This window comes from Microbacterium sp. NPDC055455 (assembly GCF_053619935.1).
On record NZ_JBSHLB010000002.1, the window covers coordinates 307,023 to 329,091 of the forward strand.

General features: G+C 71.4%; 20 protein-coding genes. All 20 read right to left on the minus strand.

Translation table 11 applies throughout. From position 1 onward, the window contains the following. Positions 1–10: 10 nt before the first annotated feature. Entirely contained in the window at positions 11–1,204 is a 1,194-nt protein-coding gene (gene metK / locus ACWGUG_RS07870) for a methionine adenosyltransferase (RefSeq protein WP_336397972.1), read from the minus strand. A 112-nt stretch (positions 1,205–1,316) separates the two neighbouring features. Next, positions 1,317–1,571, minus strand: a complete 255-nt coding sequence (gene rpoZ, locus ACWGUG_RS07875) for a DNA-directed RNA polymerase subunit omega (RefSeq protein ID WP_194398411.1) — start codon at positions 1,569–1,571, stop codon at positions 1,317–1,319. Positions 1,572–1,660: 89 nt separating this feature from the next. After that, positions 1,661–2,602 (minus strand): guanylate kinase, encoded by a 942-nt coding sequence (gene gmk, locus ACWGUG_RS07880; protein WP_452324363.1) that lies wholly within the window; start codon positions 2,600–2,602, stop codon positions 1,661–1,663. Position 2,603: 1 nt separating this feature from the next. After that, complete coding sequence (pyrF, locus tag ACWGUG_RS07885) at positions 2,604–3,437, minus strand: orotidine-5'-phosphate decarboxylase (protein ID WP_336397974.1); 834 nt, start codon at positions 3,435–3,437, stop codon at positions 2,604–2,606. Next, a complete protein-coding gene (carB, locus tag ACWGUG_RS07890) occupies positions 3,434–6,721 on the minus strand; it encodes a carbamoyl-phosphate synthase large subunit (RefSeq protein ID WP_452324364.1) in 3,288 nt (1,095 codons plus the stop codon). The genes pyrF and carB overlap by 4 nt, the downstream gene beginning before the upstream one ends. After that, the gene (carA, locus tag ACWGUG_RS07895; RefSeq protein ID WP_336397976.1) at positions 6,714–7,871 is read right to left on the minus strand and encodes a glutamine-hydrolyzing carbamoyl-phosphate synthase small subunit; all 1,158 of its coding nucleotides are present in this window, start codon (positions 7,869–7,871) and stop codon (positions 6,714–6,716) included. The genes carB and carA overlap by 8 nt, the downstream gene beginning before the upstream one ends. Next, on the minus strand, positions 7,868–8,377 hold the full coding sequence (locus ACWGUG_RS07900) for a PH-like domain-containing protein (protein ID WP_378880802.1): 510 nt from the start codon (positions 8,375–8,377) through the stop codon (positions 7,868–7,870). Before ACWGUG_RS07900 ends, carA begins: the two co-directional genes overlap by 4 nt. Next, positions 8,374–9,684 (minus strand): dihydroorotase, encoded by a 1,311-nt coding sequence (locus ACWGUG_RS07905; RefSeq protein ID WP_452324365.1) that lies wholly within the window; start codon positions 9,682–9,684, stop codon positions 8,374–8,376. The genes ACWGUG_RS07900 and ACWGUG_RS07905 overlap by 4 nt, the downstream gene beginning before the upstream one ends. Further along, positions 9,681–10,694: an aspartate carbamoyltransferase catalytic subunit gene (locus ACWGUG_RS07910; protein WP_378880806.1), complete on the minus strand. Its 1,014-nt coding sequence runs from the start codon at positions 10,692–10,694 to the stop codon at positions 9,681–9,683. Before ACWGUG_RS07910 ends, ACWGUG_RS07905 begins: the two co-directional genes overlap by 4 nt. Beyond that, positions 10,691–11,221, minus strand: coding sequence for a bifunctional pyr operon transcriptional regulator/uracil phosphoribosyltransferase PyrR (gene pyrR, locus ACWGUG_RS07915; RefSeq protein WP_336397980.1), 531 nt, complete (start codon positions 11,219–11,221; stop codon positions 10,691–10,693). The genes ACWGUG_RS07910 and pyrR overlap by 4 nt, the downstream gene beginning before the upstream one ends. Before the next feature lie 118 nt (positions 11,222–11,339). Then, a complete protein-coding gene (locus ACWGUG_RS07920; RefSeq protein ID WP_336397981.1) occupies positions 11,340–11,876 on the minus strand; it encodes a DoxX family protein in 537 nt (178 codons plus the stop codon). Between the two features lie 171 nt (positions 11,877–12,047). After that, positions 12,048–13,616 (minus strand): Rieske 2Fe-2S domain-containing protein, encoded by a 1,569-nt coding sequence (locus tag ACWGUG_RS07925; protein ID WP_378880809.1) that lies wholly within the window; start codon positions 13,614–13,616, stop codon positions 12,048–12,050. A gap of 101 nt (positions 13,617–13,717) precedes the next feature. After that, entirely contained in the window at positions 13,718–16,969 is a 3,252-nt protein-coding gene (locus tag ACWGUG_RS07930; RefSeq protein WP_452324366.1) for a DEAD/DEAH box helicase, read from the minus strand. 58 nt (positions 16,970–17,027) lie between these two features. After that, positions 17,028–17,438: a transcription antitermination factor NusB gene (nusB, locus tag ACWGUG_RS07935; RefSeq protein ID WP_378880815.1), complete on the minus strand. Its 411-nt coding sequence runs from the start codon at positions 17,436–17,438 to the stop codon at positions 17,028–17,030. Positions 17,439–17,456: 18 nt separating this feature from the next. Beyond that, on the minus strand, positions 17,457–18,017 hold the full coding sequence (efp, locus tag ACWGUG_RS07940) for an elongation factor P (RefSeq protein ID WP_336397984.1): 561 nt from the start codon (positions 18,015–18,017) through the stop codon (positions 17,457–17,459). A 115-nt stretch (positions 18,018–18,132) separates the two neighbouring features. Further along, the gene (locus ACWGUG_RS07945; RefSeq protein WP_378880819.1) at positions 18,133–18,591 is read right to left on the minus strand and encodes a type II 3-dehydroquinate dehydratase; all 459 of its coding nucleotides are present in this window, start codon (positions 18,589–18,591) and stop codon (positions 18,133–18,135) included. Between the two features lie 53 nt (positions 18,592–18,644). Then, complete coding sequence (locus ACWGUG_RS07950; RefSeq protein WP_378880821.1) at positions 18,645–19,175, minus strand: GNAT family N-acetyltransferase; 531 nt, start codon at positions 19,173–19,175, stop codon at positions 18,645–18,647. After that, entirely contained in the window at positions 19,172–20,248 is a 1,077-nt protein-coding gene (gene aroB, locus ACWGUG_RS07955; protein WP_378880823.1) for a 3-dehydroquinate synthase, read from the minus strand. Before aroB ends, ACWGUG_RS07950 begins: the two co-directional genes overlap by 4 nt. Next, positions 20,245–20,832 (minus strand): shikimate kinase, encoded by a 588-nt coding sequence (locus ACWGUG_RS07960; RefSeq protein ID WP_452324367.1) that lies wholly within the window; start codon positions 20,830–20,832, stop codon positions 20,245–20,247. Before ACWGUG_RS07960 ends, aroB begins: the two co-directional genes overlap by 4 nt. Further along, positions 20,816–22,045, minus strand: a complete 1,230-nt coding sequence (gene aroC, locus ACWGUG_RS07965; protein ID WP_452324368.1) for a chorismate synthase — start codon at positions 22,043–22,045, stop codon at positions 20,816–20,818. Before aroC ends, ACWGUG_RS07960 begins: the two co-directional genes overlap by 17 nt. Positions 22,046–22,069: the final 24 nt, after the last annotated feature.

Genomic DNA, 22,069 nt, shown 5'->3' on the forward strand with positions numbered 1-22,069 from the left:
GCGGCCGCAGTCAGAGCCCGGCGGCCGCGCGCAGCGCGTCTGCGCGGTCGGTGCGCTCCCACGTGAAGTCGGGCAGCTCCCGCCCGAAATGGCCGTACGCCGCCGTCTGCGCGTAGATCGGGCGCAGCAGATCGAGCTGGTCGATGATGGCCTTCGGACGCAGGTCGAAGACCTCGAGGATGGCCCGCGTGATCACCTCGTCGGCCACCGTGCCGGTGCCGAACGTCTCGACGTACAGTCCCACGGGCTTGGCCTTGCCGATGGCGTACGCCACCTGCACCTCCAGCCGCTCGGCGAGACCGGCGGCGACCGCGTTCTTCGCGACCCAGCGCATCGCGTACGCGCCGGAGCGGTCGACCTTCGACGGGTCCTTGCCGCTGAACGCACCGCCGCCGTGACGGGCGGCGCCGCCGTAGGTGTCGATGATGATCTTGCGCCCGGTGAGGCCGGCGTCGCCCTTGGGCCCGCCGATCACGAAGGGCCCCGCGGGGTTGATGTAGAACTTCACGTCGGCGAGGTCGAGCCCCGTCGCCTCGAGCACGGGGTCGATCACCTCGGCCCGCACGGCGGCGCGCAGCGCCTTCTGCGAGATGTCGGGGTGGTGCTGCGTGGACAGCACGACCGAGTCGACCGTTCTGGGGGTGTGGCCCTCGTAGCCGAGCGTGACCTGCGTCTTGCCGTCGGGCCGCAGGAACGGCAGCTCGCCGGAGCGGCGCACCTCGGCGAGGCGCTCGGCCATGCGGTGAGCGGTCCAAGCGGCCATCGGCATGAGCTGCGGCGTCTCGGTCGTGGCGTAGCCGAACATGATGCCCTGGTCGCCCGCGCCCTGCAGGTCGTGAGGATCCTCCGAGCCGTCCTCGCGCCGCTCGAACGCCTTGTCGACGCCGGCGGCGATGTCGGAGGACTGCGCGCCGATCGACACGCTCACGCCGCACGAGTCGCCGTCGAAGCCGGTCTCGCTCGAGGTGTACCCGATCCGGTTGACGACGTCGCGCACGATGGCCGGGATCTCGACGTACGCCGAGGTGGACACCTCGCCCGCGACGTGGACCAGCCCGGTGGTCACCAGCGTCTCGACCGCGACGCGTCCGTCGGCGTCGTCGGTGAGGATCGCGTCGAGGATCGAGTCCGAGATCTGGTCGCAGATCTTGTCGGGGTGCCCCTCGGTGACGGACTCGGACGTGAACAGACGCAGTTCGGTCATCGATGCTCCAGTTGTCGGGCCTCGGACGCGGACGTGGGCGCCGAGGGGGCGGACACCAGTATGCCCCCGTGGACGGACATCTCCGTCGACGGGGGCATCAGGGTGTCACAGGTCACTCGAGGTGGCGAAGGCGCAGCTTGTCCTCGTGGATCTCGTGCAGCGCGATCGTCAGCGGCTTGTCCTCGACCGTCGAGTCCACGAGCGGACCGACGTTGTCGAAGAGGTTGCCCTCGTGCAGGTCGGAGTAGTAGTCGTTGATCTGGCGCGCGCGCTTGGCCGCGTAGATCACGAGCTGGTACTTCGAGTCGACCTTCTCGAGCAGGCTGTCGATGGGGGGCTCGATGATGCCCTGGTTCGTTCCGGCCATGGCGAAACCTCCTGGATCGGATGGAAGGAGTGGGAGTCTGCGGGCCTCGGGTGCCGAGGCATCCCACTAGTCTACGGGACGGGCCGCTGTCAGTGCGCGAGGGCGGCGACCTCGGCGGCGGCGCGGGCCACGTCGTCGTTCACGACGCGGTAGTCGAACTCGCTCTGCGACGCCAGCTCGGTCTTGGCGGTCCGCAGACGCCGTGCGCGTTCGGCGGCGTCCTCCGTGCCGCGACCCACGAGGCGCTGGACGAGCTCGTCCCAGCTCGGCGGCAGCAGGAACACCAGGGTCGCCGACGGGTCGGCCTCGCGCACCTGCCGCGCGCCCTGGAGGTCGATCTCGAGCAGGACGGTGCGTCCGGCGGCGAGAGCCTTCTCGATCGGGCCGCGCGGCGTGCCGTAGCGGTACGCGTTGTGGACCGTCGCGTGCTCGAGCAGCTCGCCACCTTCGACCATGCGATCGAACTCGGCGTCGTCGACGAAGAAGTAGTGCTCGCCGTCGACCTCGCCCGGGCGCGGCGCGCGCGTGGTCGCCGAGACCGAGAGGTGGATGTCGGGGTGGTGCTCCTTGATGTAGGCGGCGACCGTCCCCTTGCCGACGGCCGTCGGACCGGCCAGCACCACGAGGCGGCTGCGGCCGCCGCGGGGCTCCAGCTCCGGCCAGCGGGTGTCGAGGAATCGCCGCAGATCCTCGCGCTGGCGCGAGCCGAGGCCGCCCAGACGCTTGACCGGCGAGATCTCGAGGTCGTGGAGGATGCGGTCGCGCTTGCCCTCGCCGATCGCGGGGATCGCGGTGAGGAACTCGGGCACGCGCATCGCGCCCGCCGGTGATGAGGGGTCGGCGAGGGCGCGCCGCAGGAGCTCCTGCGGCGTGATCACCCGCATCGCGACGTCCTTCTTCAGTGCGGCGCGCTCGCGGCGGGCGGCGACGGCACGGCGGGATGCCGCCGCGCGGTCGACCTCGGGCGGCCGCCCAGGTGCGCCGGAGGCATGGGGCGAAGCCCCATTGGGTACAGTGCGCGAATCGGGCATGTCACTCACCACGGTAGAGAAGGGCGCGCTCGGAGATGCGCGCGGCGAGCCGGTCGGGTCCGGCAGCCAGGATGCTGCGGCTCTCCGACGCTATCACCGCTTGCGACAGCGCGCCGAAGCGCGCGCGGAGCTGGTGCGGCTCGGCGCCCTGGTGCCCGAAGCCGGGACCCAGGATCGGCGCCACCGGGGAGAACGGCCGGAGCCCGGCATCCGCCCAGTCCACGGTGCCCCCGACGACGAAGCCGAGGCTCCCCCACCGGCCGTCCGGCGTCACGGCGGCGTTGCGCGCGGAGACCTCCCGCACGATGGCGGCGGAGACGGTCTCGCCGCCCGCGTGATGCGCGCGCTGCAGGGTCAGCGCCTCGGGATTGCTGGTCGCGGCGAGCACGAAGACGCCCTTGCCGTGGCGCTGCGCGAGCTCGAACGTGCCCTCCAGCGCCCCGACGCCGAGGAACGGGCTCACCGTGACCGCGTCCGCCTCCAGAGGCGACCCGGGTTCGAGCCACGCCTCGGCGTACGCGTCCATCGTCGAGCCGATGTCGCCGCGTTTGGCGTCGGCGATGACCACGAGCCCGGCCTCGCGGCCGGCGGCGAGCACGTCCTCCAGCGCGGCGATCCCCGCCGATCCGAAGCGCTCGAAGAACGACACCTGCGGCTTGACCACGGCCACGCGTCCCGCGGCGGCCTCCACCACGCGGAGGCCGAACTCGCGCACGCCCGCGGGCGAGGCATCCAGCCCCCACTCGGCGAGCAGGTGCGCGTGCGGGTCGATGCCGACGCACAGCTGCCCGTGCGCCGCCATCTCGGCGCGGATGCGCTCGCCGAATGAGGTCATGCGTCCGCCCGCCGGTCGGCGGCGTACTCCTGCAGGCTCTTCACGTCGAAGCCGTCGCGCAGCACCGGCAGCGCGCTGACCGCCGCTCCGAGGACGGCCATCGTGGTGAACAGCGCCTTGTCGCCGGCGACGGCCGCGGCGCGGATCTCGTAGCCGTCGGCGCGCGCCGCTCCTCCCGAGGGGGTGTTCACGACGATGTCGATCTCGCCGGCGTTGATGAGGTCGACGATGTTCGTGTCGCCGGAGCCGTGCGTCTCGGAGTACTTGCGGACGACGTCGACCGCGATGCCGTTGCGGGCGAGGATCTCGGCGGTGCCCTCCGTGGCGACGAGGTCGAAGCCCAGCTCCTGCAGCCGGTGGGCGGGCAGGATCACGGCGCGCTTGTCGCTGTCGGCCACCGAGATGAACACGGTGCCCGACTGCGGCATGCCGCCGTAGGCCGCCTCCTGGGACTTCGCGAACGCGGTCGGGAAGTCGCGGTCGATCCCCATCACCTCGCCCGTGGAGCGCATCTCGGGGCCGAGGACCGAGTCCACCGTCTGGCCGTCCGCCGTGCGGAACCGCTTGAACGGCAGCACGGCCTCCTTGACGGCGACCGGGGCGTCCAGGGGCACGCGCGAGCCGTCCTGCTCGGGCAGCATGCCCTCGCCCCGCAGCTCGGCGATGGTCGCGCCGGCCATGACGCGCGCGGCGGCCTTGGCCAGCGGGATGCCCAGCGCCTTCGACACGAACGGCACCGTGCGGCTGGCGCGCGGGTTCGCCTCGATGACGTAGAGGACGCCGGCCGAGATGGCGAACTGCACGTTGAGCAGGCCCCGCACGCCCACGCCCTCGGCGATGGCGCGCGTCGCCTCGCGCACGCGGTCGATGTCGGTGCGTCCGAGGCTCACCGGCGGCAGCGTGCACGACGAGTCGCCGGAGTGGATGCCGGCCTCCTCGAGGTGCTCCATCACGCCGCCGATGTAGAGCTCCTCACGGTCGAACAGCGCGTCGACGTCGATCTCGATGGCGTCGTCGAGGAACCGGTCCACGAGCAGCGGAAGGCCGGGGCCGATGATGGCCTGGTCGGCGATGCGCACGAAGTAGTCGCGCAGCGCCTCGGTCGAGTACACGATCTCCATGCCGCGGCCGCCCAGCACGAAGCTCGGGCGCACGAGGACCGGGTAGCCGATCTCCTCGGCCACGGCGACAGCGCCCTCGACGTCGATCGCGGTGCCGTTGCGCGGCGCGACGAGCCCGGCGTCGTCGAGCAGGCGCGAGAACTGCTCGCGCTCCTCCGCCAGGTCGATCGCTGCGGGCTTCGTGCCGAGGATCGTGTAGCCTGCCTCCTCGATGCCCTTGGCCAGGCCCAGCGGCGTCTGGCCGCCGAGCTGGCAGATGACGCCGAGGATCCTCCCCGACCGGGACTCCGCGTGCAGCACCTCCAGCACGTCCTCGAGCGTCAGCGGCTCGAAGTAGAGGCGGTCGGAGGTGTCGTAGTCGGTCGAGACCGTCTCGGGGTTGCAGTTGACCATGATGGTCTCGTAGCCGGCGTCGGCGAGCGCGAACGACGCGTGCACGCACGAGTAGTCGAACTCGACGCCCTGCCCGATGCGGTTGGGGCCCGAGCCGATGATGACGACCTTGGTGCGCTCGGAGGCGGACACCTCGGTCTCGGCGTCGTAGCTGGAGTAGTGGTAGGGCGTGAGCGCCGGGAACTCCCCCGCGCAGGTGTCGACGGTCTTGTAGACCGGGCGGATGCCCAGCCCGTGGCGGACGCCCCGCACCTCGGCCTCCGTGTCGCCGCGCAGCTGCGCGATCTGGGCGTCGCTGAAGCCGTGCTCCTTCGCGATGCGGAGGGTGGCGGCATCCAACTCCCCCGCCCGGCGCACGAACTCGGCGACCTCGTTGATGAGCACGATCTGGTCGAGGAACCACGGGTCGATCTTGGTGGCGTCGAAGGCCTGCTCGACGGTGGCCCCCTTGCGAAGCGCCTGCTGCAGGACGACGATGCGGCCGTCGGTGGGCGTCTTCGCGATCTCCAGGAGCTCGGCCACCGACCGGTCCTCGTCGCCCCAGTGGAAGCTCGAGCCGCGCTTCTCGAGCGAGCGGAGCGCCTTCTGCAGGGCCGTGGCGTAGTTGCGACCGATCGCCATGGCCTCGCCGACCGACTTCATGGTGGTCGTGAGCGTGGTGTCGGCGGCCGGGAACTTCTCGAAGTTGAAGCGCGGGACCTTCACCACGATGTAGTCCAGCGTCGGTTCGAAGCTCGCCGGCGTCACCTTCGTGATGTCGTTGGGAATCTCGTCGAGGCGGTAGCCGATCGCCAGCTTCGCGGCGATCTTCGCGATGGGGAATCCCGTCGCCTTCGAGGCCAGCGCCGACGAGCGCGACACGCGCGGGTTCATCTCGATGACGATGATGCGCCCGGTCGCGGGGTCGACGGCGAACTGGATGTTGCACCCGCCGGTGTCGACGCCGACGGCCCGGATGATGTCGATGCCGATGTCGCGGAGCTTCTGGTACTCGCGGTCGGTGAGGGTGAGAGCGGGGGCGACGGTGATCGAGTCGCCGGTGTGGACGCCGACCGGGTCGACGTTCTCGATGGAGCAGACGACGACCGTGTTGTCGGCGGTGTCGCGCATGAGCTCGAGCTCGTACTCCTTCCACCCGAGGATGGACTCCTCCAGGAGCACCTCGTTCGTGGGCGAGTCGTGCAGGCCGGCACCGCCGATGCGGCGGAGGTCGGCCTCGTCGTACGCGAAGCCCGAGCCGAGGCCGCCCATCGTGAAGGACGGACGCACGACCAGCGGGTATCCGAGCTTCTCGGCGCCTTCGATCAGGTCGTCCATCGAGTGGCAGATGACGGACTGGGCCACGTCGGCGCCCGCCTCGAGGACGAGCTCCTTGAAGATCTGGCGGTCCTCGCCCTTGCGGATGGCGTCGACCTTCGCGCCGATGAGCTCGACGCCGTACTTGTCCAGGATGCCGCGATCGTGGAGCGCCATCGCCGCGTTGAGGGCGGTCTGCCCGCCGAGCGTCGGCAGGATGGCGTCCGGCTTCTCCTTGGCGAGGATCGTCTCGATCACCTCGGGGGTGATCGGCTCGATGTAGGTGGCATCGGCGAAGTCGGGGTCGGTCATGATCGTGGCCGGGTTGGGGTTGACCAGGATGACCCGGATGCCCTCTTCGCGCAGCACGCGGCAGGCCTGCGTGCCCGAGTAGTCGAACTCGGCCGCCTGGCCGATGACGATCGGACCGGATCCGATGACGAGGACGGAGTGGATGTCGTCGCGCTTAGGCATTCTTCTTGGTCTCCAGGGTCGCGACGACCAGGTCGCGGAAGCGGTCGAACAGGTAGTTGGCGTCGTGCGGGCCGGCCGCCGCCTCGGGGTGGTACTGGACCGAGAACGCCGGGATGTCCAGCGCGCGCAGTCCCTCGACGACCTGGTCGTTCAAGCCGACATGGCTCACCTCGATGCGGCCGTAGCCGTTCGGACTGTCGAACGCGCCCTCGACCGGGGCGTCGACGGCGAACCCGTGGTTGTGCGCGGTGATCTCGACGCGGCCGGTGGCCTTGTCGAGGACCGGCTGGTTGATCCCGCGGTGGCCGAACGGCAGCTTGTACGTGCCGAGTCCGAGGGCGCGCCCCAGCAGCTGATTGCCGAAGCAGATGCCGAAGAACGGCAGGCCGTCGTCGAGGACGCCGCGGAGGAGGTCGACGTGATCCCCCGAGGCGGCGGGGTCGCCGGGGCCGTTCGAGTAGAACACCGCGACCGGGTCGATCGCGCGGATGTCGTCGATGGAGACGTCCTGCGGCAGCACGTGGACGTCGAAGCCCCGTGCTGCGAGGTTGTCGACCGTGGCCCGCTTGACGCCGAGGTCGAGCACCGCGAGGTTGCCGATCCGCTCCCCCGTCGCCTTCGTGACCTCGGCGGCCGCGACCGACACCTCGGCCGAGAGGTTCCGGCCCGCCATCTCGGGCGCCTCGCGGACGAGGCGCAGCTGCTCCTCCGGGTCGATCCCCGCGGCCTCGCCGGAGAAGACGCCGCCGCGCATGCTTCCTGCCGACCGGATGTGGCGCGTGACGGCGCGCGTGTCGATGCCGCTGATGCCGACCACGCCGTCGTTCACGAGCGCGTCGTCGAGCGACTCGTCGGCCCGCCAGTTCGACACCACGCGCGAGGGGTCGCGCACGATGTACCCGGACACCCAGATGCGCCGTGACTCGGGGTCCTCGCGGTTCATGCCGGTGTTGCCGATGTGGGGCGCGGTCTGCAGCACGATCTGGCCCGCGTACGAGGGGTCGGTGAGGGTCTCCTGGTAGCCGGTCATCCCGGTGGAGAAGACGACCTCGCCGAGCGTCGTGCCGATGGCGCCGTAGGCGCGCCCGACGTGGCGGGTGCCGTCCTCGAGCACCAGGACGGCGGGGTCGGTCTGGAAGAGGGAGTTCATGCGCGTGTTCCCGTCTGGGTCGGGGGAAGGATGGCGGCCATGGCGTCGGCGAGGGCGCGGGCGGAGGCATCCTGAGGTCGGAAGTAGGAGTCGACGACGGTGCCGTCGTCGAGGCGCCAGGCGAGGCGGACGAGGCCGTCGCGCTCGACCACTCGGTCGATCGCCACGGTCGCCTGCGCGACGTCCTGGATCCGGTCGGCGGCGAGGAAGACCCGCGGCCGGCCGGTCACGTCGAGGGCGATGCCGGCGTCGGTCACCGTGACGTCGGACCGCGAGCGGAAGCCCAGGCCGCCGATGGCGAGGCGCTCCAGCGGCTGGCCGTGCCGGGTGGTCGCCACGTAGAGCGCGGGCCACGACGAACGGGTGGTGGCGCCCGGGGGGATCTCGCCCACGGGAGCGGCGAGATGCGCGTCACGACGGGTGCGTCGTCGCCATGCCCAGACGAGCAGGGCGAGGAGCACGACCGTGACGGCGACGATGATGCCCAGTGCGCCTTCTCGGGTCATGCGCGGACCCCCGGTGCGTCCAGGAGGGCGCCGTCGGCGACCGTGGCCGTGCCGCCGTGGAGGGTCCACCGCACGTCACCCGGGAGTTCCCGCCCGAGGTAGGGCGAGTTGACGCTGCGGCCGCGGAGGTCACCGGCGGTGAAGGTGCGCCGCGGCGAGGGGTCGTAGAACGTCAGGGAGGCGGGCTGGCCCTCGGTGAGCGGAGTGCCGTGGCCCGAGAGCCGGCCGATGCGCGCGGGCTCCCGCGACATGACCCGTGCGACGTCTCCCCAGGTGATGAGACCCGTGTCGACCATCGACTGCTGCACGACCCGCAGCGCGCTCTCCAGCCCCACCATGCCGTTCGCGGCCGCGTGCCACTCGCAGGCCTTCGCCTCCGCCGGATGCGGCGCGTGATCAGTGGCGACGATGTCGATCGTGCCGTCGGCCAGGCCCTCGCGCACCGCGATCACGTCCTCCTCGCGGCGCAGCGGCGGGTTCACCTTGAAGCGCGCGTCGTAGTCGCGCACCAGTTCGTCGGTGAGGAGGAGGTGGTGGGGGGTCACCTCGGCGGTGACGTCGACGCCCCGCTTCTTGGCCCAGCGGATGATCTCGACCGAACCGGCCGTCGACAGGTGGCACACGTGCAGGCGCGAGCCGACGTGCTCGGCGAGGAGGACGTCGCGCGCGATGATCGACTCCTCGGCGACGGCGGGCCAGCCGGCGAGGCCGAGCTCGGCCGACACGGCGCCCTCGTTCATCTGGGCGCCCTCGGTCAGCCGGGGGTCCTGGGCGTGCTGCGCGATGACGCCGTCGAACGCCTTCACGTACTCGAGGGCGCGCCGCATGATGAGCGGGTCCCACACGCAGAAGCCGTCGTCGCTGAAGACGCGCACGCGGGCGCGGGAGTCCGCCATCGCGCCGAGCTCGGCCAGGCGCTCGCCCTTCTGCCCGACGGTGACGGCACCGATCGGCTGCACGGTGACGTACCCGGCGGCCTCGCCGAGGGCGAGCTCCTGTTCGACGACGCCGGCGGTGTCGGCGACCGGTGAGGTGTTCGGCATCGCGAAGACGGCCGTGTAGCCGCCGGCGGCGGCGGCGCGGGACCCGGTGAGGATCGTCTCGGATGCCTCGTACCCGGGCTCGCGGAGATGCGTGTGCAGGTCGACCAGGCCGGGGAGAAGAACGAGCCCGCCGACGTCGACCGTCGTCGCGCCGATGCGGCTCAGGCCGGCGCCGATCTCGGCGATCACACCGTCCGAGACGATCACGTCGGCGGCGCCGCTGCCCTCGATCAGCGCTCCGCGGAAGAGGAAGGTCTCGCTCATCGGGTGTTCTCCTTCGCTGTGCGATCCGCCGCGGGGATGTCCGTCGCAGGGATGTCGTCGGCCGTGGTGCGCTCCGCTCCCGCCAGCAGCAGGTAGAGCGCGGCCATGCGCACCGAGACCCCGTTCGCCACCTGCTCGAGCACGGTCGAGCGCGGCGAATCGGCGGCTTCGGCGGAGATCTCCAGGCCCCGGTTCATGGGTCCGGGGTGCATGACAATGCTATCGGCTCCGAGCGCGGCCAGGCGGCGTGCGTCCAGGCCCCAGCGGCGCGAATACTCCCGTTCAGTGGGGAAATACGCCGCGTTCATGCGCTCCAGCTGGATGCGGAGCATCATGAGGGCGTCCGGAGCGCCGGAGATCGCCTCGTCGAGGTCGTACACGACCGACACGGGCCACCCGGACATGTCCTGCGGGACGAGCGTGGGCGGGGCGACGAGTGTGACCGCGGCGCCCAGCGTGTTCAGCAGCCAGACGTTCGAGCGCGCGACGCGGGAGTGCAGGATGTCGCCGACGATGGCGACCTTGACCCCGGCGAGGTCGCGTCCGCGGCTCTCCCGGCCGAAGCGGCGCCTGCGGATCGTGAACGCGTCGAGCAGGGCCTGCGTGGGATGCTCGTGGGTGCCGTCGCCGGCGTTGACCACGCCGGCGCTGATCCACCCGCTCGTGGCCAGCGTGCGCGGGGCGCCGGAGGCACCGTGACGGATGACGACGGCATCCGCCCCCATCGCCTGCAGCGTCTGCGCCGTGTCCTGCAGCGACTCCCCCTTGGAGACGCTCGAGCCCTTCGCGGAGAAGTTGATGACGTCGGCGGACAGGCGCTTGGCGGCCGCCTCGAACGAGATGCGCGTCCGCGTCGAGTCCTCGAAGAAGAGGTTGACGACGGTCTTGCCGCGCAGCGTCGGCAGCTTCTTCACCTCGCGCTGCTGGGTGTCGGCCATGTCCTCGGCGACGTCGAGCACGCGCAGGGCGTCCTCGCGGCCGAGCGTCTGGGTGTCCAGGAGATGCCTCATGACTCGATCGTCACCTCCTCGCGGCCGTCGGTCTCGGTGAGACGGACGTTCACCCGCTCGTCGCGCGCACTCGGGAGGTTCTTCCCGACGAAGTCGGGGCGGATGGGCAGCTCGCGGTGGCCCCGGTCGACGAGGGTCGCCAGGCGCACGGCCGCCGGTCGTCCGATGTCCTGCAGGGCATCCAGCGCCGCCCGGATGCTCCGGCCCGAGAACAGCACGTCGTCGACGAGCACGACCACCTTGCCGTCGATGCCGCCCGCGGGGATCTGGGTGGGCTGGGGTGCGCGCGTGGGGTTGCGGTGCAGATCGTCGCGGTACATCGTCACGTCCAGCGCGCCGACGGCGACCGAAGCTCCGCCGAACTGCTCGACGAGCGCGCCGATGCGGTGGGCGAGCGTGACGCCGCGGGTGGGGATGCCGAGGAGGACGAGGCCGTCGGGGCCTCTGTTGGACTCGAGGATCTCGTGCGAGATCCGAGTCAGTGCCCGGGCGATGTCGGCCTCGTGCAGCACGGTGCGCGTGCTCATCCGGCTCCCTTCTCCGCCTCACAGGACGGTGTTAAAGGTTGCTGCGATCGTCGTCCATCCTACGGCACGGCGAAGGCCGGCCCCGTACGGGACCGGCCTTCACGCGGTGGAGGCGACGTCAGTGCCTGGCAGCGGGACCGCGCAGGACGCGGGATGCCACCACGAGGGCGGCGGCGATCAGCACGACGTTCTTGAAGATGTACTGGCCGGTCAGCGTCGGACCGACCGGGCCGAAGACCTCCGCGGGCAGCAGGACGATCGGCGACAGGATGCCGACGAACGCCAGCGCCAGCACCACGAGGCCGATTCGGGCGAAAGCGCCGCCGGCGATGAGCAGGGCTCCGGCGAGCACCTCGATGACGGCGGTCGCGATCAACGCGGCCTGGCCGCTGACCATGCCGAACGTGAGCTTCTCCCACGTGGCGCTCACCAGCGCCTCGACGGGGCTCACGCCGGGGATCAGCTTCAGCGCGCCGAAGACGACGAAGACGGCTCCCAGCGCGACGCGCAGCGCCGGGATGCTCCAGCGCTGCAGCGACACCTTGAGCGCGGACTCCGCGCGTGCCTCGAGGGCGATCAGGGCGCGGAGCGGGTTCTGGCGGCCGGCGGACGCGGGAACGACGCCGGCGGCGCCGTGGACGGGGACGGTGGTCATGGCGTGACTCCTTCGGGTGTGATCGCCCGCGATGGCGGGCACGGTGATCAGGACCCGATCGGAGCCGCAGTGATACGCGCGCCCCGAGATTGACGCTCCTGCTACAGCCGCACCGACAGCAGACCGCCGTCTGGTTGTAGATGAGCTACAACCAGACGGCGGCGCGGTGGTTCAGGCGGCGGGCGTCGTCGCCGCGCGATCGTCCTCCACCTGCGACGCGCGGATCGGGTGTCCCTGGCTGGTGAGGCACTTGCCGCTGGCGAGGTCCCACTTCCAGTCGTGGAGCGAGCAGGTGAGCACGCCGTCCTCGATCTTCCCGGTCTTGGTGAGGTCCGCGCGCAGATGCGGGCACCGCCGCTGCACCAGCCAGTCGCCGAGCTGGGCGTCCTCGGTCTGGTCGGTCTGCTCGGCGTACCAGTTCTCGACGTACTCGATGCGGTCGCGCGAGAGGCACTTGAGGAAGGTCGTGAGGAACTCGTTGAACTTGCCGCTGCGGCCCACCTCGAACTGCATCGACAGGAAGATCGAGTTCGACCAGTCGATCTCGTGGTCGGCGATGTTGGTGGAGACGAGGTCGGCGGGGATCGTGTACCAGTAGATGCACTCCTCACCGGCATACTCCCGGACCTTCGCCTTCGGGAAATCGACGACCATGTCCAGCTCGCCGATGCGGAAGCGCACCACGCCGCCCACGCCGTTGCGGATCGTGCGGGCGCGGCGCAGCAGCGGCTCCCACCACTCCTTGATCGCCGCGAGCATCTCATCCGGCGCGAGCACCGGGGCCCGCGACGCCTCCTCCGCGCGGATCTCGTCCTGGCGGGAGTCGCGCTGCTCGGCGAGGTAGGCCCACTTGTCGTCGAAGATGCGGTCGATCTCGGCATCCGTGTACAGCGTCTGGGTGACCGTGAGCTCGCCGTCGTTCAGCTCGACGACCGTGCCGGGCACGAACTCGTAGCCCTTCTGATCGGGCCGGAGCTCTTTCATGTGCGCAAGGAACTCGCGCTGGTCGGTGAAGATCGAGTCGTTCTCGAGCCCCGTCCCGTTGTAGCGGAAGAGCTCCTCGCGCAGGAACATCGGGGGGCCGGCCATCGGGAAGACGTGCTCGGCGTCGACCTTCTCGATGTAGTACATCGCGCGCTTGTTCTGCGCGTCGCGCTTGAGCTTGGCGAAGTTCTGCTTGGCGTCCTGCGGCAGGTCGTAGACCATCGGCCACCAGATGGCGCCCGACACCTGGGTGAAGTACGCCTCCGGCTTGGAGAACGCCATCAGCTTCTCGAGATCCAGAGGGTGCGAGTCGTTCTGGTTCAGGATGCTGGCGGTCCCATCGTCGACGCTCAGCGACGAGTCGCCGATCGGGCCGTCACTCGGCGCGCGCAGCGGCGTCACCATCAGCTTGAGCGGTCCGAACTCCAGCGGCACGCCGGCCTGGGTGTAGATGATGTCGTCGTAGCCGAGCCTGCGGAGATCCTGCTCGAGGTCGTCCGTCGGGTACTCCGGCAGCAGCACCTTGATGGTCTTGGGCACGTACCGGTCCATGAGCGCCGGGTCGAAGTGGTCGCGGTGCCGGTGCGAGACGTAGAGGAAGTCGGCGTTGCCGAACCGCTCCCAGTCGAGTCCCCGGTTGTCGGGGAACGGGAACCACGACCCGAAGAAGGTCGGGCCGATCACAGGGTCGCAGAGGATGCTTCCCCCCGCCGTCTCGATGAACATTCCGGCGTGGCCGAGGCCCGTGATGCGCATGGGTGTCCTCCCGTGTCGAACCAGATGATTCTAGGCGAGGCTCGCGCGGGCACCTGTCGCACCGGCCGTGCAAAACCCGATCCACCCGCGTGTGCTCGTCCTCAGGCGTCGAACAGCCCGCGGATGTCGTCGGCGGTGAGCGCCTGCCCGAAGAGGGCGTCGTCGTCCATGACCGAGCGGAACAGCCGCGCCTTGCGCCGCTGCAGTGCCATGACCTTCTCCTCGATCGTGCCCGAGGCGATGAGGCGGTAGACCATGACGCTGCGGTGCTGGCCGATGCGGTGGGCGCGGTCCACGGCCTGCGCCTCGGCGGCCGGGTTCCACCACGGGTCGAGCAGGAAGACGTAATCGGCCTCGGTCAGCGTCAGGCCGAAGCCGCCGGCCTTCAGGCTGATGAGGAACACCGGGGCCTCTCCCCCGCGGAACGCGGCCACGGCGGCATCCCGATCCCGCGTGGACCCGTCGAGGTACGCGTAGGCCACCCCGCGCTTCTCCAGCTCGGCGGCGACGAGGCCGAGGAACGACGTGAACTGGCTGAACACGAGGGCCCGGTGACCCTCCGCGAGGGCCTCGTCCAGCTGCTCGAAGAGGGCGCCGAGCTTGCTCGGCGGGATGTTCGCGTGCGCGGGATCCACGAGCTCGGGTGCAAGGCTCAGCATCCGCAGCAGCGTGAGGGACCGGAACACGATGAAGCGGTTGCGATCCAGGTCCTCCAGGAGCCCGAGCACCTTCTGACGCTCGCGCTGCAGCACGGTGTCGTAGAGGGCGCGGTGGGCGGCGCCCAGCTCGATGCGGACCTCCTGCTCCTGCTTGGCAGGCAGGTCCGCGGCGACGAGCTCCTTCGTGCGCCGCAGCACGAGCGGCCGAATGCGTCGCCGCAGCCGGTCCAGCCGAGCGGCACGGTAGGCCCCGCCCTCCTGGTTCTCGGGCACCTTGCCCTTCTCGATGGGGCCCACGTACTCCTCGCGGAACCGCCGGGACGAGGCGAACAGGCCGGGTGCCGTGAGCGAGAGCAGCGCCCACAGCTCGGTCAGACTGTTCTCCAGCGGGGTGCCGGTCACGGCGAAGACGACGTCGGTGCGGAGATCCCGTGCCGCGCGGTACGCCTGGGTGCGGCTGTTCTTGACGAACTGCGCCTCGTCGAGGATGAGACCGGCCCACTCCAGGCCGGCGAACTCGCGCTCGTCCAGCCGGAGCAGCGTGTACGACGTCACGACGACGTCGGCCGTGCCGGCGGCGTCGGCCGGCGACCGCCGCCGCTTGGCTCGCGTGGCGTCGACGACCTCGACCCGCAGGTCCGGCGTGAACCGCTCGCTCTCACTGCGCCACGTCGACAGCACCGAGGTGGGCGCGACGACCAGGAACGGGCGGGTCTCGCCGCTCTCGCGCGCGTGGGCGATGAGCGCCAGCAGCTGCAGCGTCTTGCCCAGGCCCATGTCGTCGGCGAGGATGCCGCCCAGCCGGTGCCGCCAGAGGAAGGCGAGCCAGTCGTACCCCGCCCGCTGATACGGCCGAAGCTCGGCGTGCAGAGCGGACGGGAGCGGCGCGGCCGGTACGCCGTCGGCATCGCGCAGCGCGTCGACCGTCTCACGCCAGGCCACCGCGGGTTCCGCTTCGTCGGCCAGATCCTCGAAGTCCGCCCACAGGGCCGTCTGATACCTGCTGATCCGGGGGCCGGCCTCCCACTCCTCGAGCTCGCCCGCCTCTTCGATGAGATCGCGCAGGCGTCGCAGCGAGGGGTGCGAGAGCGAGAAGTAGGCGCCGTCGCTGAGCAGGATCCGCCGGCGGCCGCGTGCGAGCGCGGTGAACAGCGTGCCGAAGGGGATCCGCCGGCCGTCGATCGTGACGACCACCCCCAGGTCGAACCAGTCGGAGTCGGTCGTCTCGACCGTGCGCACGCCGATGCGCGGGTCGCCGGTGAGCTCGCGGTACCGCGGGCGCTCGCCGGAGACCTCCACGCGGACGTCGGCGTCGGCCTCGAGCAGCGGCAGCAGCCGCGAGGAGAACTCGGCGGCGTCCAGGCCCGAGAGCGAGCCCGAGGAGGCGAAGTCCACCGGCGCGTGCTCGCTCCACAGCCCGTGGACCCGGGCGCGGATCTCCGACTCGGTCTCGGCGTCCCCGTCGTCGCCGGTGGCGTCGAAGCCGAGTTCCTTCCCGTCGTAGCGCCACGCCAGGGCGTACACGAGCCGGTGGTTCGGCTCGAAGTGGACGCGCAGCACGAGCTGCGGACGCGACGGTGCCGCCAGATCGATCCCGGGCGCCTCGACGCTCACGCGGCGCGCGATCCTCGGGAGATGGTCGCGGAGGAACTCGTCGGCCTCCTCGACGGGCACTCTGACGACCTCGCGCGCGCCGAGCAGCCGAGGCACCGGCTCGGGGAGCGCGACGGGCGCCAGCACGAGCTCGATCCGCTCTCGGGCGACGGCGAAGCGGTAGACGCCCGTGCGTCCCACCGGACGCACGGTGGCGGCATCCGCCCGCTCGCCGTCGATGGTGACCACCGGGGCGACGTCGAGGCCGCGCGCCGAGCGCCGGGCGTGGACGGCGACCGTCGCGGTGCTCGCGAGCGTCACCACGGTGCCCCGCTTCGTCGGGACGAGGGGGATGCCGCGGTCCGCCCCCGCGGCCAGATGCGGCCAGAGCAGGCTCGACTCGATGTCGTCGAGGGTGAGCCACTCCGAGACGTCGGAGAACGCACCGAAGGAGCGGACGTCCCGCCCGATGCTGTGGAGCTCGGCGAACCACCGCGCCTGCGCGGGGTCGAACGCGGTGCCGGGCCGGCGCAGCGCGTCCCACGAGACGGCGCCCTTGATCCATGCGTCGGACCGGTCCGATCGCTGGAGGGGGCGCAGCCCGACGAGCACGTCGGCGCCGAACTGGTGCAGGCCGCGCGGCGTCGCCGTCTCGACCCGTGCCGGCGCCCACGTGGAGGCGCCGCGGCGGACGCGCTGGCGCAGCTCGACACCCAGTGCGAGCGGCGCGTGCTCCGTCGGCGCGGGCGCCGAGGGGGCGAAGACCGCGCGCCACGACGTCCCCTCCCCGGCGGCAGGGGCGGACCCGGCGAGACGGTTGCTCGCCAGCAGCGTGGCGACGGTGTGCTTGCAGTCGAACTGCACGGGGCAGGTGCACGACGTCGCCGCGATCGGGCGGTCGGGACGCTGTGCGTCCAGGCGCACGCGGCAGCGGTAGGTGCGGCCGCCGCTTCCGGCGACCGCGGACTCGATGACGGACGTCGCCGGGTCCCACGACAGCTGCTGCACGGCGCCCTCGGCCAGATAGGCCCGGCCCCGTTCGAACGAGCCGGCGTCGGTGAGGCCGCGGATGTGCGACGGGTCGACGAACGGCGGGGTCACGGCATCCATCCTGGCAAGTGCTCCGGACAGTCGGGGCAGCCGGGCCGGCCGGGGTCGGTCAGGACGCGCGGGCGATGCGTGCGAGCACGCCGTGCACGAAGGCGCCCGAGTCGTCGGTGGAGAACTCCTTCGCCAGTTCCACGGCCTCGTCGATCGCGACGGCGGCAGGCACCTCGTCGTTGTACAGCAGCTCCCACGTGGCGATGCGCAGCACGGCGCGGTCGACGGCGGGCATGCGGGCGAGGGACCAGTCCTTCGCGAACGTCGTGATCTGCTCGTCGATCGCGTCCTGGTTGTCGATCACCCCGTCGACGATCTCACGGGCGTACAGCCACGAGGCCTGGCGTGCGGGCTCGCCGGCGGCGCGGCGCGCCTCGGCGGCGAGGATCGTCGCCGGCTGGTCGCCGCGGACGTCCGCCTGGAACAGGATGTCGAGCGCGCGTTTGCGCGCCTTCGAACGAGCGCTCATCGTCAGCAGCCGCCGACGTCAGTTGACGCGGCCGAGGTAGTCGCCCGTGCGGGTGTCGACCTTGACCTTCGTTCCGGTCTCGAGGAACAGCGGCACCTGGATCTCGTAACCGGTCTCGACGGTGGCAGGCTTGGTGCCGGCCGACGAGCGGTCGCCCTGCAGGCCCGGCTCGGTGTAGGTGATCTCCAGGACGACGGATGCCGGGAGCTCGACGTACAGCGGGTTGCCGTTGTTGAGCGCGATCTGCACCTGCTGGTTCTCGAGCAGGAAGTTCGCGGCGTCGCCGACGGTCGCCGCGCCGACCGTGATCTGGTCGTAGTCGGCGACGTCCATGAAGACGAAGCCCTCGCCGTCGTTGTAGAGGTAGGTGAAGTCGCGGCGGTCGACGTTCTCGAGCTCGACCTTCGCGCCGGCGTTGAACGTCTTGTCGACGACCTTGCCGGTCATGACGTTCTTGAGCTTGGTGCGCACGAACGCGCCGCCCTTGCCGGGCTTGACGTGCTGGAACTCCACGACGCTCCAGAGCTGACCGTCGATGTTGAGGACGACGCCGTTCTTGATGTCTGCGGTGGATGCCATGAGGGTGCGGGTCCGTTTCGTTCGAGAGGAGAGGGCGTCACGCCCGGCGAAGAGGCCGGGGGCCGGAGAGCGCCGACGGTCGATTCTACGGGATGCCCGGTCCCCCGCCGGTCCGTCAGCCCTCGGCCTGGCCTGTGACGGCGTCGATGAGAAGCTCCACCGCCCGGGCGTACCCGGGAACGCCCTCGCCGATCACGTGGACGATGGCGACGTCCGCGACGTACGAACGGTGACGGAACTCCTCGCGGGAGAGGATGTCGGAGATGTGCACCTCGGCGACGGGGAGCCCGACGCCGGACAAGGCGTCGCGCAGCACCACCGAGGTGTGCGTGAGCCCGCCCGGGTTGATGACGATGCCGGCGCAGTCCTCGCGGGCGGCGTGGATGGCATCCAGCAGCACGCCCTCGTGGTTGCTCTGCACGGCACGGACCTCGAAGCCGCGGCGGGCCGCGGCATCCGTCGTCACCCGCTCGACGTCGGCGAGCGTCGCCGTCCCGTACACGGCGGGCTCCCGGGTGCCCAGGAGGTTCAGGTTGGGGCCGTTGACGAGGAGAAGGCGGCGCGGAACGGTCACGCGCCCACCCTACCGGGGTGACGCCGCCGCGCCGGTGGGTCCGGCTCGCCGGTTCAGAGCGCGCGCGCCATCACGATCTCGGGCCCGATGGTGCTCGTGAAGGTCTCGCCGGTGGGGACGAATCCGTTGCGCCGGTAGGCGGCCTGCGCACGGGCGTTGTCGGCGTGGACGTCCAGGGTGAGACGACGGATGCCGAGCCCGGCGACCCACGCGGCGGCGGCGTCGAACAGCGCGTCGATCGTGCCGGCGCCGCGGTGCTCCGGGCTCACGTAGACGCCGACGACGTCGGCACGGGCGGTGTACACGGTGCGACCGGTGTGGTCGACGGTGCCGACGGCGCGCACGAGGACGGTGGCCGATCCGACCCACCGGCCGTCGGCCTCGGCGACGAACTGCGCCGCCTCGTCGCCGATCGCCGCGTCCAGAGTCCGTCGGCGCCAGAACTCGTCGTCGTGCGCGAGCTCCTGCTCGGGGGTGGAGAGGAAGGCGATGCCGGCGTCCGGATCGCCCACGGCACGGATCCGGAGGTCGCGCACGCGCGCCCACTCGTCCTCGCGGACGCGTCGCGCGACCGCCGCCGTCACCCCGCGACCTCCTGGTAGGCCGCGAACAGCAGGGATTCGTCCGGCGCCTGCAGCACGGTGGGCTTGGCGATGTCGTCCAGCACGATGAAGCGCAGCATGCCGCCCCTGCTCTTCTTGTCGCGCTGCATCGTGGCCAGGAGCTGCGGCCACGCGCCGGGGCGGTAGCTCGTCGGAAGCCCGAGGGTCTCGAGGATCTCGCGGTGACGCTGCGCCGCGGCATCCGGCAGGCGTCCCGCCAGCCGCGAGAGCTCGGCGGCGAACACCATGCCGACCGAGATCGCGGCGCCGTGGCGCCAGCGGTACCGTTCGGCGTGCTCGATCGCGTGGCCGAGCGTGTGGCCGTAGTTGAGGATCTCGCGCAGTCCGGCCTCGCGGAGATCCTCCCCCACGACCCGCGCCTTCATGTCGATGGCGAGTTCGATCGTGCGCCGGAACGCGTCGCTGCGGGGATCGACCGCGGCCTCGGCGTCGGCCTCGACGAGGTCGAGGATCTCGGGAGCCCAGATGAAGCCCGCCTTGACCACCTCGGCGTACCCGGCGACGAGTTCGTTGCGCGAGAGCGAATCGAGCAGATCGAGGTCGCAGATGACCGCGCGCGGCGCCCAGAACGCGCCGACGAGGTTCTTGCCCTCGGCGGTGTTGACGCCGGTCTTGCCGCCCACCGCCGCGTCGACCATGCCCAGCACCGTCGTCGGCACCTGCACGACCTCGACGCCGCGGAGCCAGGTCGCCGCGACGAAGCCGGCGAGGTCGGTCACCGCTCCCCCGCCGAATCCGACGACGGCGTCGGTGCGGGTGAAGTCCGCCTTGCCCATCACCTGCCAGCAGAACGCGGCGACCTCGATGCGCTTGCCGGCCTCGGCGTCGGGGATCTCGGCGAGGAGCACCTCGCGGTCGTCGATCAGCTGCGCGCGCAGGCGCTCGGCCTGCGCCGCGAGCGTCGGGGGGTGGATCACCAGCACCTTGCGGGCGGCGGGGGGCAGCGCCTCGCCGAGCGTCGACAGGATGCCGCGCCCCACGGTGATGTCGTAGCGCGCGTCGCCGCTCACGCCGATGGTCGTGGCATCCGTCATCTCGACTCGCTCCGCTCGCTGGGCACGTCCGTCTCCTCCTGCTCGGCCCCGGCGGGCCCGAGCGCCTCGTGCGCCGCGTCGCCGCGCACCCAGTCCACGAGGGCGTCCACGACATCCTGCACCGCTCCGCTCGACGTGTCGAAGGTCACGTCGGCGAGCTCCTCGTACACCGGACGCCGCTGCTCGTAGATGGCGGTCCAGCGCTGGACGGCATCCTCGCCCTGCAGCAGCGGGCGGGCCGAGTCGCGGACGCGGCCGGCCACCACGCGCGCCGTGACGGTCAGCAGCACGACCCGGTGGCCGGCGAGGTCGGCGCGCGTCTGCGGGTGCATGACCGCGCCGCCGCCGAGCGACACGATGCCGCCGCCGCGGAGCCCGGCGACGACCGCCTCGCGCTCGAGCGCGCGGAAGTGCTCCTCGCCGTGCTCGGCGAACAGCCGCTCGATCGGTCCGTGCTCGCGCACCACGGCGGCGTCGGTGTCGAAGAACGGGACGCCCAGTGCCCGCGCCGCCTTCTTGCCGATGCTGGTCTTGCCCGAGCCCATCGGGCCGATCAGCACGACCGGGTCAGAGTGCGGCGTCATGCGAGAGCAGGCCGGCGTCGCTCCGGGCAGCCGTGCGCAGCTCCTCGGGGATCGCCGCGAGGTAGCCGTCGATGTTGCGACGCGTCTCGGCGACGCTGTCGCCGCCGAACTTCTCCAGGACCACGTCCGCCAGGACGACGGCGACCATCGCCTCGGCGACGACGCCGGCGGCCGGGACCGCGCACACGTCGGAGCGCTGGTGGTGTGCAGAGGCGGCGTCTCCGGTGGAGACGTCGACGGTGCGCAGGGCGCGGGGCACCGTCGCGATCGGCTTCATGCCGGCGCGCACGCGCAGCACCGTGCCGGTGGACATGCCGCCCTCGGTGCCGCCCGCCTTGTCGCTGGAGCGCGTGATGCCGTCCTCGGCCGTGAACAGCTCGTCGTGCGCCGCCGATCCGCGCCGGCGCGTGGTCTCGAAGCCGTCGCCGACTTCGACGCCCTTGATCGCCTGGATGCTCATGAGCGCCTGTGCGAGCTTGGCGTCCAGGCGCCGGTCCCAGTGGACGTGCGAGCCGAGGCCGGGCGGCAGGCCGTAGGCGAGCACCTCGACGATCCCACCGAGCGTGTCGCCGTCCTTCCGGGCGGCGTCGACCTCTGCGACCATCGCCTGGCTCGTGGCCGGGTCGAAGCAGCGCAGCGGATCGGCGTCGAGGACCTCGACGTCGTCGGGTGCGGGCAGCGCTGCGCCCTCTGGGACGCGGACCGGGCCGATCGACAGGGTGTGGCTGACCAGGCGGATGCCGAGCTCCGCCAGGAAGGCGCGGGCGATGGCGCCGAGCGCCACGCGAGCGGCCGTCTCGCGGGCGCTCGCGCGCTCGAGGATCGGCCGGGCCTCGTCGAAGCCGTATTTCTGCATGCCGACGAGGTCGGCGTGTCCGGGGCGCGGGCGGGTGAGCGCGGCACCGCGACCGCGCGACTTCTCCGTCAGCTCGACCGGCTCGGCGCTCATGACCTCGACCCACTTCGGCCACTCGGTGTTGCCGATGCGCAGCGCGATGGGGCTGCCGAGCGAGGATCCGTGGACCACGCCGGACGAGATGGTCAGCTCGTCCTCCTCGAACTTCATGCGCGACCCTCGACCGTAGCCGAGCTTGCGGCGCGCGAGGTCCGCCTGGATCGCAGCGCGGGAGATCGGGACGCCGGCGGGAAGTCCCTCCATGATGGCGACGAGTTCTGGGCCGTGCGATTCGCCGGCCGTGAGCACGCGGAGCATTGCTCCAGTCTCCCACGCGGGGCG

Excerpts from the sequence above, each read along its gene's own strand:
- ACWGUG_RS07905 (WP_452324365.1), bottom strand. The coding sequence starts at position 9,684 with ATGAGCGAGACCTTCCTCTTCCGCGGAGCGCTGATCGAGGGCAGCGGC.
- ACWGUG_RS07910 (WP_378880806.1), bottom strand. The coding sequence starts at position 10,694 with ATGAGGCATCTCCTGGACACCCAGACGCTCGGCCGCGAGGACGCCCTG.
- aroC (WP_452324368.1), bottom strand. The coding sequence starts at position 22,045 with ATGCTCCGCGTGCTCACGGCCGGCGAATCGCACGGCCCAGAACTCGTC.
- ACWGUG_RS07925 (WP_378880809.1), bottom strand. The coding sequence starts at position 13,616 with ATGCGCATCACGGGCCTCGGCCACGCCGGAATGTTCATCGAGACGGCG.
- metK (WP_336397972.1), bottom strand. The coding sequence starts at position 1,204 with ATGACCGAACTGCGTCTGTTCACGTCCGAGTCCGTCACCGAGGGGCAC.
- ACWGUG_RS07960 (WP_452324367.1), bottom strand. The coding sequence starts at position 20,832 with ATGACGCCGCACTCTGACCCGGTCGTGCTGATCGGCCCGATGGGCTCG.
- efp (WP_336397984.1), bottom strand. The coding sequence starts at position 18,017 with ATGGCATCCACCGCAGACATCAAGAACGGCGTCGTCCTCAACATCGAC.
- ACWGUG_RS07920 (WP_336397981.1), bottom strand. The coding sequence starts at position 11,876 with ATGACCACCGTCCCCGTCCACGGCGCCGCCGGCGTCGTTCCCGCGTCC.
- aroB (WP_378880823.1), bottom strand. The coding sequence starts at position 20,248 with ATGACGGATGCCACGACCATCGGCGTGAGCGGCGACGCGCGCTACGAC.
- ACWGUG_RS07900 (WP_378880802.1), bottom strand. The coding sequence starts at position 8,377 with ATGACCCGAGAAGGCGCACTGGGCATCATCGTCGCCGTCACGGTCGTG.
- carB (WP_452324364.1), bottom strand. The coding sequence starts at position 6,721 with ATGCCTAAGCGCGACGACATCCACTCCGTCCTCGTCATCGGATCCGGT.
- nusB (WP_378880815.1), bottom strand. The coding sequence starts at position 17,438 with ATGAGCGCTCGTTCGAAGGCGCGCAAACGCGCGCTCGACATCCTGTTC.
- rpoZ (WP_194398411.1), bottom strand. The coding sequence starts at position 1,571 with ATGGCCGGAACGAACCAGGGCATCATCGAGCCCCCCATCGACAGCCTG.
- gmk (WP_452324363.1), bottom strand. The coding sequence starts at position 2,602 with ATGCCCGATTCGCGCACTGTACCCAATGGGGCTTCGCCCCATGCCTCC.
- pyrF (WP_336397974.1), bottom strand. The coding sequence starts at position 3,437 with ATGACCTCATTCGGCGAGCGCATCCGCGCCGAGATGGCGGCGCACGGG.
- carA (WP_336397976.1), bottom strand. The coding sequence starts at position 7,871 with ATGAACTCCCTCTTCCAGACCGACCCCGCCGTCCTGGTGCTCGAGGAC.
- pyrR (WP_336397980.1), bottom strand. The coding sequence starts at position 11,221 with ATGAGCACGCGCACCGTGCTGCACGAGGCCGACATCGCCCGGGCACTG.